Raw genomic sequence first — 17,778 nt, forward strand, 5'->3', positions numbered from 1 at the left:
GGTTGCGCGAAGCCCATACTTTTATCCTATGGATCAAAGTCTCATTGAAAAGGTTTACAGTACCGATGATTTTGAAGAAAAAGGACATGCGCTGATAAATTTGTTCTCCAAACATCTTCAAAATACCATTTCATCAGAAAAAGAAAGAGTCATTCAGTGGAGTAATCCAGAGGTGGAACTGTCATACTGGAAGGACTTTTTAGCGAACAAGGATCCAAAAGCCTTTTTTGAGGAAGTTTTAAAGCGCACCACACATACACATCATCCAAAATATGTGGGACACCAAGTTGCAGCCCCAGCCCCCATCACTGTGCTGACCGGAGCGTTGAGTTCGCTATTGAACAATGGGATGGCCGTTTATGAAATGGGAATGTCCCCTACAGCCATGGAACGCATTGTTACCGACAAACTTGCAGAGAAAATCGGCTACGACTCGCAATCCAGGGGAATTTTGACTTCGGGTGGAACATTGGCCAATCTTACGGCCTTGCTCGCAGCGCGAAAAGCAAAAGTGCTACACGACGTATGGAACGAAGGCCATTCACAACCTTTGGGCATTATGGTCAGTGAGCAAGCACATTATTGTGTAGACCGCGCAGCCAAGATCATGGGGCTTGGCAATAAGGGCATTATCAAGCTGCCTGTTCGTGATAACTTCGCTATGGATGTTGACAGGCTTGAGGAGTACTATGGAAAAGCGATGTCGCAAGGTATCCACGTTTTTGCCATTGTGGGCAGTGCCCCAGCAACAGCTACTGGAGCGTATGATAATCTTGAAGCCATTGGAAACTTTGCTCAAAAACACAATCTCTGGTTTCATGTGGATGGAGCCCATGGCGGGGCCGCTATATTCTCGGAAAAGTACATGCATCTACTAAATGGAATCGAAAAGTCTGATTCGGTGGTCATTGACGGACATAAAATGATGCTTATGCCTACGATTACCACTGCGCTTGTTTTTAAAGACGGAAGTGATTCGCACAGTACGTTTAGCCAAAAAGCAGACTATCTACTGATAGATACAGAGGAGGAAGATTGGTATAACGGGGGAAAGCGTACTTTTGAATGTACCAAAAGTATGATGAGTTTACACTGGTTTATTATTCTCAAAATGTACGGAGAAGAGGTTTTTGATTCCTATCTCACCAGGCAGTACGATTTGGCTCGAGAATTTGCGTCTTTTTTGACCAATGAAACTGACTTTGAACTTGCTGTTGAACCCATGTCCAATATTTTGTGCTTTAGATGGATAAAACCTGGAGAAAATCTTGCTGCAATAAACTCCATAAACGAATCCATACGCCAAAAGCTTTTGGATAAAGGTGAATTTTATTTGGTTCAGACCAAACTAAAGGGTGTGCATTACTTGCGCACTTCGCTTATGAATCCTTTCACCACTATGGACCATCTAAAAGAGTTGGCACATCAGATAAGAAGCATTGGAAAGAATCACGTGAAAACCATCAACTAATCGATTCCAAAATTCGCTCCTCACTTTTCTTTCTTGAAAAATTTATGGCGCATTCAATCAAAGCAAGATGAGAGTAGGCTTGTGGGAAATTACCCAATAACCTTTTGGTCTTAAAGTCAATATCTTCACTAAAAAGACCTAGGTGATTGCTATATCCCAATAAGCGCTCAAAATGGGCAAGGGCTTTTTCCTCCTCTCCAATTTTAAAAAGGCTATTGATGAACCAAAACGTGCATATGGTAAAAGAAGAGGAAGGTAATCCAAAATCATCCTCGTTTTTATAACGATACAACAGTCCGTCGTTGCTCAACTCTTCCTCAATGGCATGTACGGTGGACACAAACTTGGGGTCCTTCGCATGAATGAACCCGTAGGATTCCATCAATAAAACAGAGGCATCTAAATGTCGTGAACCATAGGATTGGACAAATGCGTTCTTTTCCGGGTTCCAAGCATTTTCATGGATATCCTTTTTGATTGCCTGTTCCAGAATGGTCCATTTTTCAATTTTCCTTGACTTTCCAAACATTCGGGCCACTTTAATGGCTCGGTCGATGGCCACCCAACATAGCATTTTGGAAAAGGTAAAATGTTGGTCCTCACCCCGAAATTCCCAAATGCCTTTATCGGGTTCCTTCCAGTGTTTCTCTACAATCCAGACAATCCCTTTGGTAATGCTCCAAAGTTCCTCCCCATTTTCAATATCGTTGCTAAACTTTACCAATTGCTCGTAGATGACATCCATCAAAATGCCATAGATATCATTCTGTCGCTGTTTGTAAGCCGCATTTCCAACCCGTACCGGTTGAGAACCACGATACCCTTCCAAATGGTCCAAGGTTTTTTCGGTCAATGTCTTTTCCTTGTTGATACCATACATGATTTGAAGTTTTTCGTCCTTGTCCGGCATCAAATCAATAATAAACTGTAAGTATCGCTTTGCGGAATTCTTGTGCCCTAGTTCCGAAACTACTTTAATAACCATTGAAGCGTCGCGTATCCAGCAAAATCGATAATCCCAGTTGCGAACCTCACCAATTGTTTCTGGCAGCGAAGTAGTAGCTGCGGCTAAAACGGCACCTGTTTTATCATAGGTTAAAAGTTTTAGGGTGATGGCACTACGCATGATTTCACTATTGAACTGCTTATAGTTTGGTGTACGATCAACCCAATCGAGCCAATATATCTTGGTGCGCTCCAACTCCAATGATATTTTTTCCGTAGTTGGTTTCAATATCTTTTCGTTATAGCAAATCGAGAAATAGCCATCTTCCTCCAAAATAATTTCCTCTCCTTTTAAAACAGTCTGTTTATTAAAAGAGGTATACATAAAAAGCGTATCAAACTTTTGTTTGTGGGTAAGGCTTACAATGAAATCCCTTTTGACATGATTTGAGGTTTGGCCCAGGGCATATTCCAATTTAGGATCATACAAAACACTGAACCTTGGTTTCCCAGAAACGTATTTGATATACCTAACAATTTCAGGTGGTGCATTGTATTTTCCGTTAGGCTTATGGTACCTGGGCATAAAGTCATGAACTTCAAAGGTATTCTCACCATCCGAGTATCGCGTAATCAAGATAGCAGTGTTCCTGTGATATTTTTGATGGATTTCATAATTGTGCTTGGTGATGATCTCAAAACTCCCCCCTTTCTTTTCATCAAGAAGCTTTGCAAATACTGAAGTGGAATCAAATTGAGGTAAGCAGCACCAATCAAGAGAGCCGGTATCGGAAATCAAGGCAGCACTTCGACAGTTGCCAATTATTCCGTAATTTAGGTTATCCATACTGAGGATTTGTATTTCTGTTGGTCAATTCAGGTTTTTATCCAATCATAAAGCGAAAAAATAGGAATTTTATTACATTTTGCCCTAAAATCCTTCTTTCATGAGTAAAACTATAATTATTTCCAATAGACTGCCAGTTCAATTGCAAATAAGTGATGGTGGCTTAAACGCTATCCCCAGTGTTGGAGGTTTGGCCACTGGAATGAAATCGGTGCACACGGGCGGTGAAAGTTTATGGATTGGGTGGTCTGGACTGACCATGGAAGAGATTCCTGAATCCCTTGAAAAGGATATTGATGAAGCACTTGCCGAACATGGTTGTTCTAAAGTAAGGCTCTCTTCAAAAGAAGTTGATGGCTTTTATTTTGGGTTTAGCAATCGGACCATATGGCCGTTGTTCCACTATTTTTTGGAATATTCCGAATTTGAGCTGGATTTCTGGAACACTTACAAGGCGGTAAATCAAAAATTTGCCGATGCCATATTGGAAAAATCGGGAGAGGACGATACTATTTGGGTACATGATTACCAACTTATGTTGGTTCCGCAAATGGTGAAACAAAAAAGACCCAATACCTCCATAGGTTTCTTTCTACATATCCCATTTCCATCTTATGAAATTTTTAGGACGCTCCCCTGGAGGGAGGAGGTCTTGGAAGGTTTGCTCGGTTCAGATTTGATTGGTTTCCACACTTACGACTACGAGCGGCATTTCTTAAGTTCAGTGAGAAGGCTGCTGGGATTGGAAGTAAGTTTCAATGACATTTATCTTGAAGATCGTGTTATTAAAGTGGATTCATTCCCCATGGGAATAGATTACAACAAGTTTCATGAAGCGGCCAAAGCCAGTGTTTCCCTAAAGGGAGTACAACGTTCTGACCTCCAAAAGAAGTTGGACGCCCACAAAGAATCAGCCCCGGACACCAAATTAATTGTGTCCATTGACCGGCTCGACTATAGTAAGGGTATCGCAAAACGAATCAATGCCTTTGAATATTTTTTAAATAAATATCCCGAGTACAAAGAAAAGGTCCGCTTGATTATATTGGCCGTTCCCTCACGATCCAATGTTCCACAGTACAAATTGCTGAAACGGGAAATTGATGAGCTTGTGGGTCGCATTAACGGGGAGCTCTCTACCGTGAACTGGACCCCGATTTGGTATTTCTATCGCTCTTTGTCTTTTGAAAGCCTTATCGATCTTTATGTTTCCAGTGATATTGCATGGCTCACACCATTGCGGGATGGAATGAATCTGGTCGCCAAAGAGTACATTGCCACACGGACCGAAAAAACGGGTGTTCTGATTTTAAGTGAAATGGCAGGATCGGCCTATGAAATGAATGAAGCCCTACTCATCAACCCTAACAATTTTGAGGAACAGGCAGACACGCTCAAAAAGGCCATTACCATGCCCAAGGAAGAGCAAATCGCACGGAATACTTTTCTTCAAAATAGATTGGGACGCTACAATGTTGAGGTATGGGCCAATGAATTCATGAATGCCTTGAGACAAAAAAGCCTTGTTGGTGATGTTAACGTTACCCAAAAAATTTCTGATACCATACTCAAGAATTTGGGTGGCCAATATGCAAAAGCGAAAAAAAGATTGGTTTTCTTGGATTATGATGGAACCCTGACCGGTTTTCACAAAGACCCCCAGAAAGCCTCTCCCGATGATGAGCTATATAGGTTATTGGACAAGCTACAGGAACAAGAAAACACCACCTTCTTTTTGATCAGCGGTAGGGACAAACAAACCTTTACCAAATGGTTTCTTGAAAAAAAATACAACATGATCGTGGAGCATGGAGTTTGGATTTCACGAAATGGTGAGGAGTTCAAACTCTTGGAGAAGGTCAAGGGAGAATGGATGGAAAAAATTAAACCGGTATTGGATTCCTTTGTAGACCGTACCCCTGGATCTTTTATTGAGGAAAAGAATTATTCGTTGGCATGGCATTATCGCAATACTGATCCAGATTTTGGGGAGAAAAGAGCTACGGAACTTAACACCGTTCTCCGAAGTCTGATAGGCACCGACGATATTAGTGTGCTCAATGGTAACAAAGTGATGGAGGTAAAAAGCAGTAACGTGAACAAAGGAAGGGCCGCAGTACGTATGCTCGGGGAAGATAATTATGATTTTACTTTCGCCATCGGTGATGATTGGACCGACGAATTCATGTTTCAAGAGCTTCCAAAAACAGCGATTACCGTAAAAGTAGGTCTTAAAAAAACCCATGCGAAATATCATGTGGAAAATACAAAACGAGTCCGTGAGCTCTTAAAACTTTTTGCTGACCAATGATCAACAAACTAACACTGATAGTATTTCTGGGAATGGCTATAATTCTAAATTCCCAGACCAATACAGAGGTTTACCTTTTTGATTTGGATTGGAAAAATGGAGAAATCTCGCTTTCCAATCCAAAAAACATTTCCAACAATGATGGTTATGACAACCAACCCTCTTTTTGGGACGATGACACCGTACTATTCTCCTCAACACGAGCGGGGCAAACGGATGTCAAACAATTTTACATAACAAAAGGAAGCACCTCGAAGTGGATAACCAACACGGCCGCAGGTAGTGAATATTCCCCCTTACGAATTCCTGGTTCAAATAATGTTTCCGCTATTCGATTGGATTTGGATGGGCTACAGAGACTTTATGAGTACGATATCAAAACAGGTGAATCGGAGCTGTTAAGTGATTTAAAGATAGGCTATCACGTCTGGTACAATGACCATATTTTGGTATCAACTGTGCTGATCGATAATCGAATGGATTTGGTGGTCAGTGATCTTAGCGATGGCAATCAGTTTACAGCAGATAGAAATGTTGGACGGTCGTTGCACAAAATACCGGGAACTGACCTTATTTCTTACATCCATAAATCTCAGCGAGAAAAAGTAGCTTGGACCATCAAATCCCTGAATGTAACATCTCAAAAATTGGATACCATACTGACGCTTCCATCCCGTGTTGAGGATGTGGCATGGCTTTCAGATGGAACCATATTGCTACCGGATAACAATAGGATTGCCAGATATAATCCAGCAAAAGATAGTACTTGGCAAGATTTTCATGTTTTTAATCGGGATCAAGTCTTTAAAATATCCCGAATGGCTGTAAACCCGAGTGGTACTCGGTTTGCGTTGGTCACCGATGTTTCCCCAACAGAAATTGTACAAAAGCAAGTGGATACATTCAACAAAAGAGATTTGGATGGTTTTCTTTCTTGTTACTCCGATAGGGTATTGGCCCGGCGTTTTCCAAATGACACCATGTATATTGGAAAGGATAAAATGATGGCCAGTTATGAACGTTTTTTTGCCAATACCAAAAGTACACGCGTAGAGGTGGTAAAACGGATTTCTATTGGCGACAAAATCATTGATGAAGAAGAAACCCTGGTCGATGGACGTGAGGGACATCAGGTCGCATTGTATACCATCAAAAACGGGCTTATCCAATCCATGAGCTTCATTTTTCCAAATCAGGGAATTGGCGATGCCGAATCTATAGTAAAGGAGCAACTAGTGGCCTACAATGCCCGTGATATTGACGCCTTTATGGACACCTATTCAGAAGATATCAAGCTTTACAATTTCCCAAACACGCTTGTTTCGGAAGGAAAAGAAAAAATGCGTGAAAGTTATGGTTCTTTTTTCGATAACACCCCTGACCTTAATTGTGAAATCAAAAACCGAATGGTTGTAGGAAACAAGGTGATCGATGAGGAATATGTCACAATAAACGGTACACCTGTAAGTGCTGTGGCCATTTACGAAGTGGAGAACGGCAAAATTGCCAAGGTCACTTTTTTGCAATAAGCTTTCATGAAATTTTCCCATAACATAAGCAGAGTCGAAGCGTTTAGTGATGCTGTTTTTGCCTTTGCGGCCACCCTTATGGTGGTATCCATAGATCTTAACGAGAATTTCATCCTAATGAAAAGTAGGGCTTTTAGCCTATTGACTTTTGGGGTAAGCTTTTTTGTTCTGGTCGCTCTATGGATGGTGCATTACAATTATTTTCGGAGGGTCGGCTATATTGATAATTGGGTCATTGCCCTAAATTCCATGCTTTTATTCATGGTTTTGTATTACGTTTTCCCTCTTAAATCGCTCATTAATACTTGGATTGGAGAGGACAAAATTACTCTGCAGAATCTTTCAGAACTCTTTCAAATGTACAGCGTTGGCTTCCTTCTAATTTTCTTGTGCTTTGCCTTGATGTACCGAAGGGCCTACAAAAAAATGAAATCTCATGAAAAATGTATCACGGCACTTTTTTATAGTCGTCATTTTGGTATTTATGTGATTGTTGGTGCTATTTCAGTAGCAATCTCTATTTTTAAGCTTGGAGTATCGTTTGGCCTCCCTGGAATGATTTACTTTCTTTTGGGACCTTTCTGTTATCTTCATTCCAAATGGTTCGATAAAAAATTTAGAAATAACACTTTATGAAAAACCTTATTGTTTCCCTCTGCTTGGTAATGGGCTTGGGTTCATTTGCTCAAACCGATTCTCGAATATATGATATCATCAATGCAGTGTCGGCCGACAGAATCGAAAAAGATATTACCACCCTGGCCAACTTTGGAACTCGACATACCTTAAGCGATACGGTATCGCAGACGCGAGGTATTGGTGCCGCCAGACGCTGGATAAAGTCCGAATTCGATAAAATAGACTCGAACTGCAACGATTGCCTAGAGGTTTTCTATCAAAAGGATTTGGTGAAAAAAGGTGACGGGCGTCGTATCATCAAAGATGTTTGGGTGGTCAATGTGGTTGCCATTCAAAGAGGGACCAAATACCCCAATCGCTACATTATTATGAGTGGGGATATCGATTCTAGGGTAAGTGACCCCGTTGACTTTACTTCAGACTCCCCCGGGGCCAATGATAACGCCAGCGGCATGGCAGGAACCATTGAGGCTGCACGGGTTCTTTCCAAATATAATTTTGAGAACAGTATTATCTATGTGGGTCTTTCCGGTGAGGAACAAGGCTTGTACGGTGGCAGGGGTCTTGCCGCTTATGCCAAGGAAAACGGTTGGGAGATTATTGGAATCCTCAACAACGATATGATAGGCAATATCACTGGGGTTGATGGTGTGGTCAGTAACCGGGATTTCCGGATTTTTTCAGAACCGGTCCCTCCTACCGAAACAGAGGATCAACGAAGGGCACGACGCTTTTATGGCGGTGAGGTAGATGGAATTTCAAGACAATTGGCACGCTACGTGCACAAAACCACAAAAATCTACATGCCCGAAATGAACCCCATGCTCATTTACCGTCTAGATCGGTTTGGCCGAGGAGGGCACCATAGACCTTTTAATGATGCAGGTTTTGCCGGCATCCGAATTATGGAATCACATGAAAATTATACCCAGCAACATCAGGATATTCGCGTTGAAGACGGAATTGCTTATGGTGATGTATTGGAACATGTAAATTTTAACTACGCTAAAAAATTGACTGCGGTCAATGCCATCAATCTGGCATCCATAGCTTGGGCACCGCCCTCACCACAAAAGGTTGAAATTGGCGGTATTGTTGAGCCCTCGGCCAAATTGAAGTGGAGCAAGGTGGATGGTGCGGCCGGCTACAAAATTTATTGGCGCGACACCACTTCACCTATCTGGGATAACTCCAAATACGTAAGGGACGTAACAGAACATACCCTGGAAGGTATTGTTATCGACAATTTCTTTTTTGGCGTAGCGGCCGTTGGTAAAGATGGTCATGAAAGTCCGGTTGTATTTCCCAATGCGGTTTTTAGATAATTCAAAACTTTATGAAAATAAGACAAAGGTTGCTCTTACTGGTCGGTCTAATCGCCACCCTTAGTGCAAGTGCACAAAACTTCACACGCCAAGATACACTTAGGGGCAGTATAACTCCCGAAAGGGCTTGGTGGGATTTGAACTATTACAATCTGAACCTGAAGGTTCAACCCGATAAACAATTCATAGCAGGATACAATATCATTCGATACAAAGTGCTGGAAGAAAATGATGTGATTCAGATAGACCTTCAGGAACCTTTAAAAATAGATGCCGTTTCCCAAGATAAAGAGGATTTGGACATTACCTCCGAAGGAGCTGCCCATTTTATCCATTTGAAGAAAAAGCAGGTACCTGGTGAGTTCAATGAATTGTACGTTCAATATTCCGGCAATCCAAGAAAGGCAAGAAAAGCACCATGGGATGGTGGTTTTTCATGGAAAAAGGATACTCATGGAAACCATTTTGTTGCCACTTCCTGCCAAGGATTGGGAGCAAGCGCCTGGTGGCCCAATAAAGATCATATGTACGATGAGGTCGACAGCATGCGCATAAGCATCGACGTACCCAAAGACTTGATCGGGGTAGCCAATGGTAAACTACGCGACTCCTACTCCTACGGAGATTATACCAATTACGAGTGGTTTGTTGCCAACCCCATAAACAATTATGGGGTGAATGTAAATATTGGTGACTATGTGCAGTTTGGGGAAAAATATGAAGGTAAAAAAGGTACGCTGGATTTGGACTACTATGTTTTGAAAGATAACTTGGAAAAAGCCAAAGAACAATTCAAACAGGTACCCATGATGCTCGATGCCTTTGAAGAATGGTTTGGTCCATATCCCTTTTATGAAGATAGCTTCAAATTGGTAGAAGTACCTTATTTGGGTATGGAACACCAGAGTTCAGTTACCTATGGAAATGGTTACAAGAATGGATACCTTGGAAATGATCTTTCAGGGACGGGTTGGGGTTTGAAATTTGACTTTATTATCATCCATGAAGCGGGACATGAGTGGTTCGCCAATAGCATCACCTATAAAGATCCCGCTGATATGTGGATTCATGAAGGATTTACTGCCTATTCAGAAAGTCTTTACCTAGACTACCACTACGGAACCGAGGCAGCTTCAGCCTATGTCATCGGCACCAGAAAAGCCATATTAAATGACAGACCCATCATTGGTGCATATAATGTAAACAACAGAGGGTCGAGCGACATGTATTACAAAGGCTCAAACCTATTGCACACCCTCCGGCAATTGGTCGAGGATGATGAGTTGTGGAAAAAAACACTAACGGGCCTCAATACAGAGTTCTACCACAAAACGGTTACCACACAACAGATTGAAAACTATATCAGCAAGAAAACGGAAAAGGATCTTTCCGCTTTTTTCAATCAGTATCTCAGGACCACTATGATTCCCAAGTTGGAATATAAAATGGAGGGAAATAAGATTACGTATAGGTATGTTGACGTTGTTGAAGATTTTGATATGCCGATTCGGGTTTTTGTGGACGAAAAGGAACACTGGCTTTTTCCCAATTCAGAATGGAAAACCGAGAAGCTAAAGGGAACTGATTTGGAAATAGACAAGAATTTCTACATTGAGGCAATTCGCATTTAATCAATCTTAAGAATTAAGCAAACCATGGGAAATATCAATTTTAGCAAACTAGTGAGGACTTTGTTCCCTTTTCTTATTGTTTTCTTACTCCCCTTGACCGGAATCACCCAAAAACTGAATCAAGAAGAACTCAATAAGGCCGCCAGTGCTTTCACTGTTTCTTCTTTCCCTTTACTCAAAGAGCTGCTTAGTATTCCCAATGATGCCTTTTATCCCGAGGACATTGAGAAGAATGTGCAATGGTGTGAATCAGAATTTTCCAAAAGAGGCTTTTCAGCTACTCGCATTCCAACCGAAACCGTACCCTTGCTTTTAGCAGAGCGTAAACAGAAAAAGGCCAAGAAAACCGTACTTATTTATTTGCAGATTGATGGCCAACCTGTTGACACGACAAGATGGTTCCAAAAAAGCCCCTATTTGCCGGTGCTTAAAAAGCAAACCCAAGGGGAATGGAAAGAGATGCCATGGGAATCCGTTGCCTCCTATGAAGATGATTGGCGGGTTTTTGCGAGGTCTGCCAGTGATGCCAAAGGTCCGGTTGCCATGTTTTTGTCCGCATTGGATGCAAGCAAGGAATTAAAGGTGGAGCCCAATTACAACATCAAGGTCATTATGGATTTTGAGGAGGAACTGGGGTCCCCTCAATTACCCAAGGCCGTTCTCGAAAACAAGGGTCTGTTGCAGGCCGATATGCTCATCATTTTCGATGGGCCTCGCCATATTACCAACAAACCAACCCTTACTTTTGGTGCACGCGGAATTGCAACCGTTCAGTTGACCACCTACGGTCCAGTGGTACCCCAACACAGTGGTCATTTTGGCAATTACGCCCCAAATCCTGCATTACGGCTGTCCAAGTTGCTTGCCTCGATGAAGGATGATGGTGGGCGGGTTACCATTCCTGGGTTTTATGATGGCATCAGCATAAGTTATGATACGGAGAAAATCCTAAAAGCAGTTCCTGATAATCAGGAACAAATCAAAGAAAGGCTTCAAATTGCCACCACCGACCAAGTTGGAGCTTACTATCAGGAAGCCATACAGTACCCTTCCTTGAATATTAGAGGTATGCAATCCGGATGGATCAACGAAAAGGTACGGACCATTATTCCTGCCTGGGCAAGAGCTGAGATTGATGTTCGCTTGGTACTGGAATCCGACCCAGAAAGATTGATAAAACTGATCAAGGATCATATTGCCGCCCAAGGGTATTTGGTTTTGGAAAGAGAACCCTCCAAAGACGAACGACTGAAACACGAAAAAATAGCCACCTTTACCCATGAAATTTCTTATCAGTCATTTCGAACGGACTTTGATTCGGAAGTTGGACTGTGGCTACGAAGTGCCCTGAAAAGGGCCTTTAACGAAGATCCCATAATGATTCGAATGAGTGGGGGCTCTATCCCGATATCGCCTTTTGTGACCACCTTGGGAATCCCTGCGGTAACCGTTCCGACGGTAAATCGGGACAACAACCAACATAGTCCAAATGAAAACCTCCGTTTAGGTAATTACCGGGAGGGTATTAAGACCATGATAGCAATTTTATCTGAAAAACTGTAAAATCCTAGATCAACTTAAAATAAGGATTGGGCATGACGGACGAATTAGATCATCTCTATTTCAAAAATGATGGGGAATGGCGTGATTGGCTCCATAAAAATCACAAGAATTCCAAAGGGATTTATTTGATTTTCTACAAAGTGGACCACAAAATGGAAAGCATGCGATGGGAGGAGGCCGTTCGCGTAGCGCTCTGTTATGGGTGGATTGACAGCACCGTAAAAAGCTTGGGAGAGGGTAAAAGGCGACAGTACTTTTGCCCCAGAAAACCGAAAAGCATTTGGAGCAAAGTCAATAAGGACCATATCACTGACCTGATTTCAAAAAGGCTTATGCACTCCAGTGGACTTGCAGTCATCAATGCAGCCAAAGCGAATGGCTCTTGGGCAGCATTGGACGATGTTGAAAATGGTGTCATTCCAGAAGATTTGCAAAAAGCCTTCAAACAGAACAAAAAGGCCCTAAAAAACTTTGAGAACTTCACCAAAGGACAACAGAAAAGCTACTTGTATTGGCTTAATCAGGCCAAGCGCGAAGAAACTCGCCAAAAAAGAATTAAGGAAATCATCCACCTTTGCGGGCAAAATATTAAATCCAGAGCACAGAGATAGCTATTTTTGTTTGCCATGAAACGTTTGCATCGACTTACTTCCTTACTCATTAAACTTCAGGCTTCGAAATCGCTCAAGGTTCGCAAGTTGAGCGAGGAATACAATGTGACCCCACGTACCATTTACCGGGATCTAAAGGCTTTGGAAGACGCCGGCGTCCCCATTGGCTATGAGCCTGGAGAAGATTATTTCCTCCTGGAAGGTTACCAGATTCCGCCCATACATTTTACATCGGAGGAAGCAAGTGCCTTGATTACCGGGAAAGCCCTTGTGGATCAAAATAGCGATAGTTCATTGGTGTCTAATTATACCAAAGCCATTGAAAAGGTGGTGGCAGTACTTCCCTCAGGAAAAAAAAGGGATGCCTTACTGCTGGAGAACCGATTGGCCCCATCGATTCAGAAAAGAACCTCATCTAGTGATAACCTCATATCCATACAGAAAGCAATCACAGAATTTCAAAGGGTTGAAATTAAGTATGTGAATGCGCAGAAAGTAATGAGTCATCGCAAAGTAGAACCTCTGGCCTTGTATTTCACCCAAGATCATTGGATTTTGGTAGCCTTTTGCCTGTCGAAACAAGATTATCGAGAATTCAGGCTTGACCGCATTACAGATTTAAAAGTTCTCCCCGAGTATTTCCCTCCCAATAGCTTTGCTCTCAACGATTATTTTAAAAAGTATCAATAATTCCAAATACCCGCGACATAGGGTTGTCACTGGTCGTATTTAGCTTCGCCAAAACAAACAATGAAACAAATAATAATCGGTGTGGCTTTGATGCTAATGAGCTATGGCTGCACACAAAATGAACAAGAAATGAAACAAGCAAGCTGTATGGAGGTCGTAACCTTTAAAGTGAACCCCAACAACACCAACGAACAATTGAAACAAGCCATGGAGGCCACAAACCAATTCATAAAGGAATTTGATGGTTTTGTAAGTCGCAACACCTCTATGAACGAAGAAGGGGAATTTGTGGATGTTGTACTTTGGGAAAGTAAAGCAAAAGCATTGAAGGCTGCTGAACAACTTATGCAAAATCCGGAATTGGCCAAAAACTTTGCATTGATCGATCCCAAGAGTATAGTGATGAACCACTACACTATTTTTTCAGCACAATAATGAACAAGTTTCAAAAGGTGGCATTTGCCAATGTTGAAGAATTTCTTGATTTTCTTCCAGAAGATGAATTGCAAATAGTAAACTTTCTGCGCCAACTAATACACAATTGTTTTCTGGAATACAAAGAGAAGTTGGCTTACAATGTTCCCTTTTATTATCGAAACAAACGCATATGCTGTATATGGCCGGCTTCTGTACCCTGGGGCAACCTTTCCCAGGGTGTGGCCTTGGCCTTTGTTCGAGCCAAAGAAATAGATCCCACTAACGAATTGCTCGGCATGGACCAGAGAAAAACCGTGGGCAGAATTGTTATAAAATCAATGGATGAATTACGGGGAGATAACTTAGAACTCATAAAGTTCTTGCTTCAGGAAGCCTATCGAATTGATTCAAATTTATAGGCACTTTAAGCATCCGGCCTTAACACCATTTTAAGAAATCGACTTGGCCTTTTTGGTATCTTTAGCTGATTAAACCAGCTAATGATGAAATACCTCCTCTCGCTACTAAGCCTTTTACTTTTCCTGCCCCTAATAGCCCAAGAAGAAAAAAAAGAAGATAACAAGTGGGAGGTCGCAAATCCAGAGGGAGATTTTAACTATCAAGAGCACAAGTTTACCACAGACGAAGGTACCTGGATGAACCTTGATGTAAGCCCCAATGGTAAGACCATAGTATTCGATATGATGGGAGACATCTACAGTATGCCCATCTCTGGAGGAACGGCGACAGCGTTACGAACAGGAATTCCTTTTGAAATTCAACCACGCTTCAGCCCCGACGGTTCCAAAATTTCTTTTACCAGCGATGCCGGTGGGGGTGATAATATTTGGGTAATGGATAAGGATGGCTCCAACGCCAAACAAATAACCAAGGAAAAGTTTAGGCTGCTCAACAACTCCTATTGGATGCCTGATGGTAATTACCTTGTTGCTCGCAAGCACTTTACCTCACAGCGTTCGCTGGGAGCCGGTGAAATTTGGCAGTATCACATCACTGGGGGGTCAGGACTTCAGGTCACAAAGCGAAAAAATGACCAACAAGATGTCAACGAACCCAATATCTCTCCCGATGGCCGTTACCTCTATTATAGCGAGGATATGTATCCGGGAGGGTTCTTTCAGTACAACAAGGACCCCAACAAGCAGATTTACGCTATTAAGCGATATGATTTTGAAACCGGTGAAACCGTAACCATCACCGGAGGCCCCGGTGGGGCAGCACGTCCCCAAGTCTCACGTGATGGGAAAATGTTGGCTTTTGTGAAACGGGTGCGCACCAAAACCGTACTTTTCCTTCATGACCTACAAACGGGTGAGGAATGGCCCATTTTTGATGGGCTCAACAAGGATCAACAGGAAGCATGGGCCATTTTTGGGATATATCCCAACTTTAGTTGGATGCCCGACAATCAAAGTTTGGTGTTTTGGAACAAAGGAAAAATATATCGAATTGATGTCAACAGTCTTCAAGTGACCCCCATCCCATTTTCCGTAAATGCGAACATCAAAATTGCGGAAACCTTGAAGGTTGATTCTCCAGTGGCCCCAGATCAGTTCACGGCTAAAGTTATTCGTCATGCGGTGACCTCTCCGGACCAAAAAACATTGGTATTCAACGCACTGGGCTATTTATGGAGTAAAAAATTACCAAATGGTAAACCAAAACGATTGACCAACGGTACCGATTTTGAATTTGAACCTGCCTTCTCTCCTGATGGAAAGACCATTGCATTTGTCACTTGGAACGACCAAGAGCTGGGAAGCATTTACAAAATACCTACCACTGGTGGAACCATGACCCCTTTGACTTCAGAAAAAGGAATTTACCGTACCCCCTCCTTTAGTCCCGATGGTAAAAAATTGGTATATCGGAAGGAACCGGGCAATAGTGATCAGGGCATTAGTTTTGCCAAGAACACCGGTCTATACCTCATGAATTCAGATGGTTCCAACAAAAAGTGGATTTCAGATGAGGGTGAATACCCCCTGTTCACAAAGGATGGTCAACGCATTTTTTATCAAACCGGAGGATACTATTTTGGAAATCTAACCAAACAGCTAAAATCAGTCAACTTAAATGGCAAGGATGAAAAAGCTCATGTAAAGTCCAAGTATGCCAATCGATTGGTTCCTAGTCCAGACAATAAATGGATTGCCTTCACACATTTGCATAAGGCCTACATCGCTCCTTTGGTGTTGAATGGTAAGGAGCTAGATCTGGACAACAAGTCAAAGTATGTCCCTGTTTCCCAAATTTCAAAAGATGCCGGTATTAATCTGCATTGGTCCTTGGATAGTAAAAAGGTTTTCTGGACCCTAGGCGATGAATATTTTGCAAATGACATTAAGGATCGCTATACTTTTCTGCCCAATTCTCCCGAAAAAGTTGCGAAGCTCGATAGTGTTGGCGTTAAGGTAGGTTTGATTCAAAAGGCGGACAAGCCTTCAGGTAGAATTGCTTTCACAAATGCGCGCATCATCACCATGGAAGGTGATGAAGTTATTGAAAAGGGAACTCTGATTGTCAATGAAAATAGGATAGAATACCTTGGGGCATCGGAAGACATCAATGTTCCATCCAATGCGAAAGTTTATGACGTTTCTGGGAAAACCATTATGCCAGGCATCGTGGATGCCCATGCTCATATTGGCGGATTCAGGTACGGGCTTACCACACAAAAACACTGGCAGCTTTATGCCAATTTAGCATTTGGCGTGACCACAGCTCATGACCCCTCGGCCAATACGGAGTCCATTTTTGCCATGTTGGAAATGATAAAAAGTGGAGACATGATAGGTCCTAGAATCTATTCCACTGGAATCATTCTTTATGGTGCGGATGGTGACTTTAAGGCCGTCATCAACAATTTGGATGATGCTCGCTCAGCTATTCGAAGAACCAAAGCTTTCGGTGCAAAATCAGTGAAAAGTTACAACCAGCCCCGACGTGACCAAAGGCAACAGGTAATGCAAGCGGCAAGGGAACTTGGAATCAATGTGGTACCCGAAGGAGGTTCAACCTTCTACCATAACATGACCATGATCATGGACGGTCATACCGGGATTGAGCACAACATTCCAGTGGCACCTGTTTACAAAGACGTAAAAGAGTTATGGAAAACCAGTAATTCAGGTTATACCCCTACCCTAATTGTGAATTACGGGGGAATGAACGGAGAATACTTCTTTTATCAAAAAGACAACGTTTGGGAAAACGAAAAACTGCTCAAGTATACTCCGAGAGGATTGGTTGATGCACGGGCAAGATATCGTACTATGATTCCCGATGAAGAATATGAAAATGGACATATCCTTGTATCAAAAACCGCTACCGAATTGACCAATGAAGGAGTGAAGGTGAATATGGGTGCCCATGGACAGCTTCAAGGACTTGGAGCACACTGGGAACTTTGGATGTTGCATCAAGGTGGAATGACCAATTTACAAGCTTTAAAGGCAGCTACCATCAATGGGGCTGAATATATAGGGGCAGGCCAAGAAATAGGCTCCTTGAAAGTGGGTAAGCTTGCCGATTTGATAGTGCTGGACGAAAATCCCCTCGAAGACATCCGAAATACCGAAACCGTAAAATATACCATGGTCAATGGTCGCCTATACGATACAGGCACCATGAATGAAATTGGCAACACCCAAAGGGAACGAAGCAAATTCTGGTGGGAAAACAACAAATACAGTACGGCTTTTCCTTGGCACCAAGATGTACAAAGTTTCACACAACCTGGTTGCGGCTGCCATGTAGGTCATCATTAAAAACTAAA

The 17,778-nt window shown here is 42.3% G+C and carries 13 protein-coding genes; 12 read left to right on the forward strand and 1 reads right to left on the reverse strand.

Translation table 11 applies throughout. The features are described from left to right. Positions 1-28: 28 nt before the first annotated feature. On the forward strand, positions 29-1,471 hold the full coding sequence (locus EW142_RS05210; RefSeq protein ID WP_130610636.1) for a pyridoxal phosphate-dependent decarboxylase family protein: 1,443 nt from the start codon (positions 29-31) through the stop codon (positions 1,469-1,471). On the opposite strand, the gene EW142_RS05215 is transcribed toward EW142_RS05210, so the two are convergent. Continuing rightward, positions 1,464-3,263, reverse strand: coding sequence for a glycoside hydrolase family 15 protein (locus EW142_RS05215; protein WP_130610639.1), 1,800 nt, complete (start codon positions 3,261-3,263; stop codon positions 1,464-1,466). The genes EW142_RS05210 and EW142_RS05215 overlap by 8 nt on opposite strands. 100 nt (positions 3,264-3,363) lie before the next feature. Here EW142_RS05215 and EW142_RS05220 point away from each other — a divergent pair, with 100 nt between their 5' ends. From EW142_RS05220 to EW142_RS05270, 11 genes are all read left to right on the forward strand, one after another. Further along, positions 3,364-5,574: a bifunctional alpha,alpha-trehalose-phosphate synthase (UDP-forming)/trehalose-phosphatase gene (locus EW142_RS05220; protein ID WP_130610642.1), complete on the forward strand. Its 2,211-nt coding sequence runs from the start codon at positions 3,364-3,366 to the stop codon at positions 5,572-5,574. Continuing rightward, positions 5,571-7,103 (forward strand): nuclear transport factor 2 family protein, encoded by a 1,533-nt coding sequence (locus tag EW142_RS05225; RefSeq protein WP_130610645.1) that lies wholly within the window; start codon positions 5,571-5,573, stop codon positions 7,101-7,103. Before EW142_RS05220 ends, EW142_RS05225 begins: the two co-directional genes overlap by 4 nt. 6 nt (positions 7,104-7,109) lie before the next feature. Next, complete coding sequence (locus EW142_RS05230) at positions 7,110-7,739, forward strand: TMEM175 family protein (RefSeq protein WP_130610648.1); 630 nt, start codon at positions 7,110-7,112, stop codon at positions 7,737-7,739. Further along, a complete protein-coding gene (locus tag EW142_RS05235; RefSeq protein ID WP_130610651.1) occupies positions 7,736-9,067 on the forward strand; it encodes a M28 family peptidase in 1,332 nt (443 codons plus the stop codon). The genes EW142_RS05230 and EW142_RS05235 overlap by 4 nt, the downstream gene beginning before the upstream one ends. Before the next feature lie 11 nt (positions 9,068-9,078). After that, the gene (locus EW142_RS05240) at positions 9,079-10,698 is read left to right on the forward strand and encodes a M1 family metallopeptidase (protein ID WP_130610653.1); all 1,620 of its coding nucleotides are present in this window, start codon (positions 9,079-9,081) and stop codon (positions 10,696-10,698) included. Between the two features lie 24 nt (positions 10,699-10,722). After that, positions 10,723-12,261 carry a M20/M25/M40 family metallo-hydrolase gene (locus EW142_RS05245; RefSeq protein ID WP_130610656.1) on the forward strand — a complete coding sequence of 513 codons (1,539 nt, stop codon included), beginning with the start codon at positions 10,723-10,725 and terminating at the stop codon, positions 12,259-12,261. A gap of 32 nt (positions 12,262-12,293) precedes the next feature. Then, on the forward strand, positions 12,294-12,872 hold the full coding sequence (locus EW142_RS05250; protein ID WP_130610659.1) for a YdeI/OmpD-associated family protein: 579 nt from the start codon (positions 12,294-12,296) through the stop codon (positions 12,870-12,872). A gap of 15 nt (positions 12,873-12,887) precedes the next feature. Then, a complete protein-coding gene (locus EW142_RS05255) occupies positions 12,888-13,562 on the forward strand; it encodes a helix-turn-helix transcriptional regulator (RefSeq protein ID WP_130610661.1) in 675 nt (224 codons plus the stop codon). Between the two features lie 60 nt (positions 13,563-13,622). Then, the gene (locus tag EW142_RS05260) at positions 13,623-13,997 is read left to right on the forward strand and encodes a hypothetical protein (RefSeq protein ID WP_130610664.1); all 375 of its coding nucleotides are present in this window, start codon (positions 13,623-13,625) and stop codon (positions 13,995-13,997) included. Next, entirely contained in the window at positions 13,997-14,398 is a 402-nt protein-coding gene (locus tag EW142_RS05265) for a DUF1801 domain-containing protein (protein WP_130610667.1), read from the forward strand. The genes EW142_RS05260 and EW142_RS05265 overlap by 1 nt, the downstream gene beginning before the upstream one ends. 84 nt (positions 14,399-14,482) lie before the next feature. Beyond that, a complete protein-coding gene (locus EW142_RS05270) occupies positions 14,483-17,770 on the forward strand; it encodes an amidohydrolase family protein (protein ID WP_417935742.1) in 3,288 nt (1,095 codons plus the stop codon). The last annotated feature ends 8 nt before the right edge of the window (positions 17,771-17,778 follow it).

Origin of the sequence: Flagellimonas allohymeniacidonis (assembly GCF_004296335.1) — a bacterium.
GTDB lineage: Bacteria > Bacteroidota > Bacteroidia > Flavobacteriales > Flavobacteriaceae > Flagellimonas > Flagellimonas allohymeniacidonis.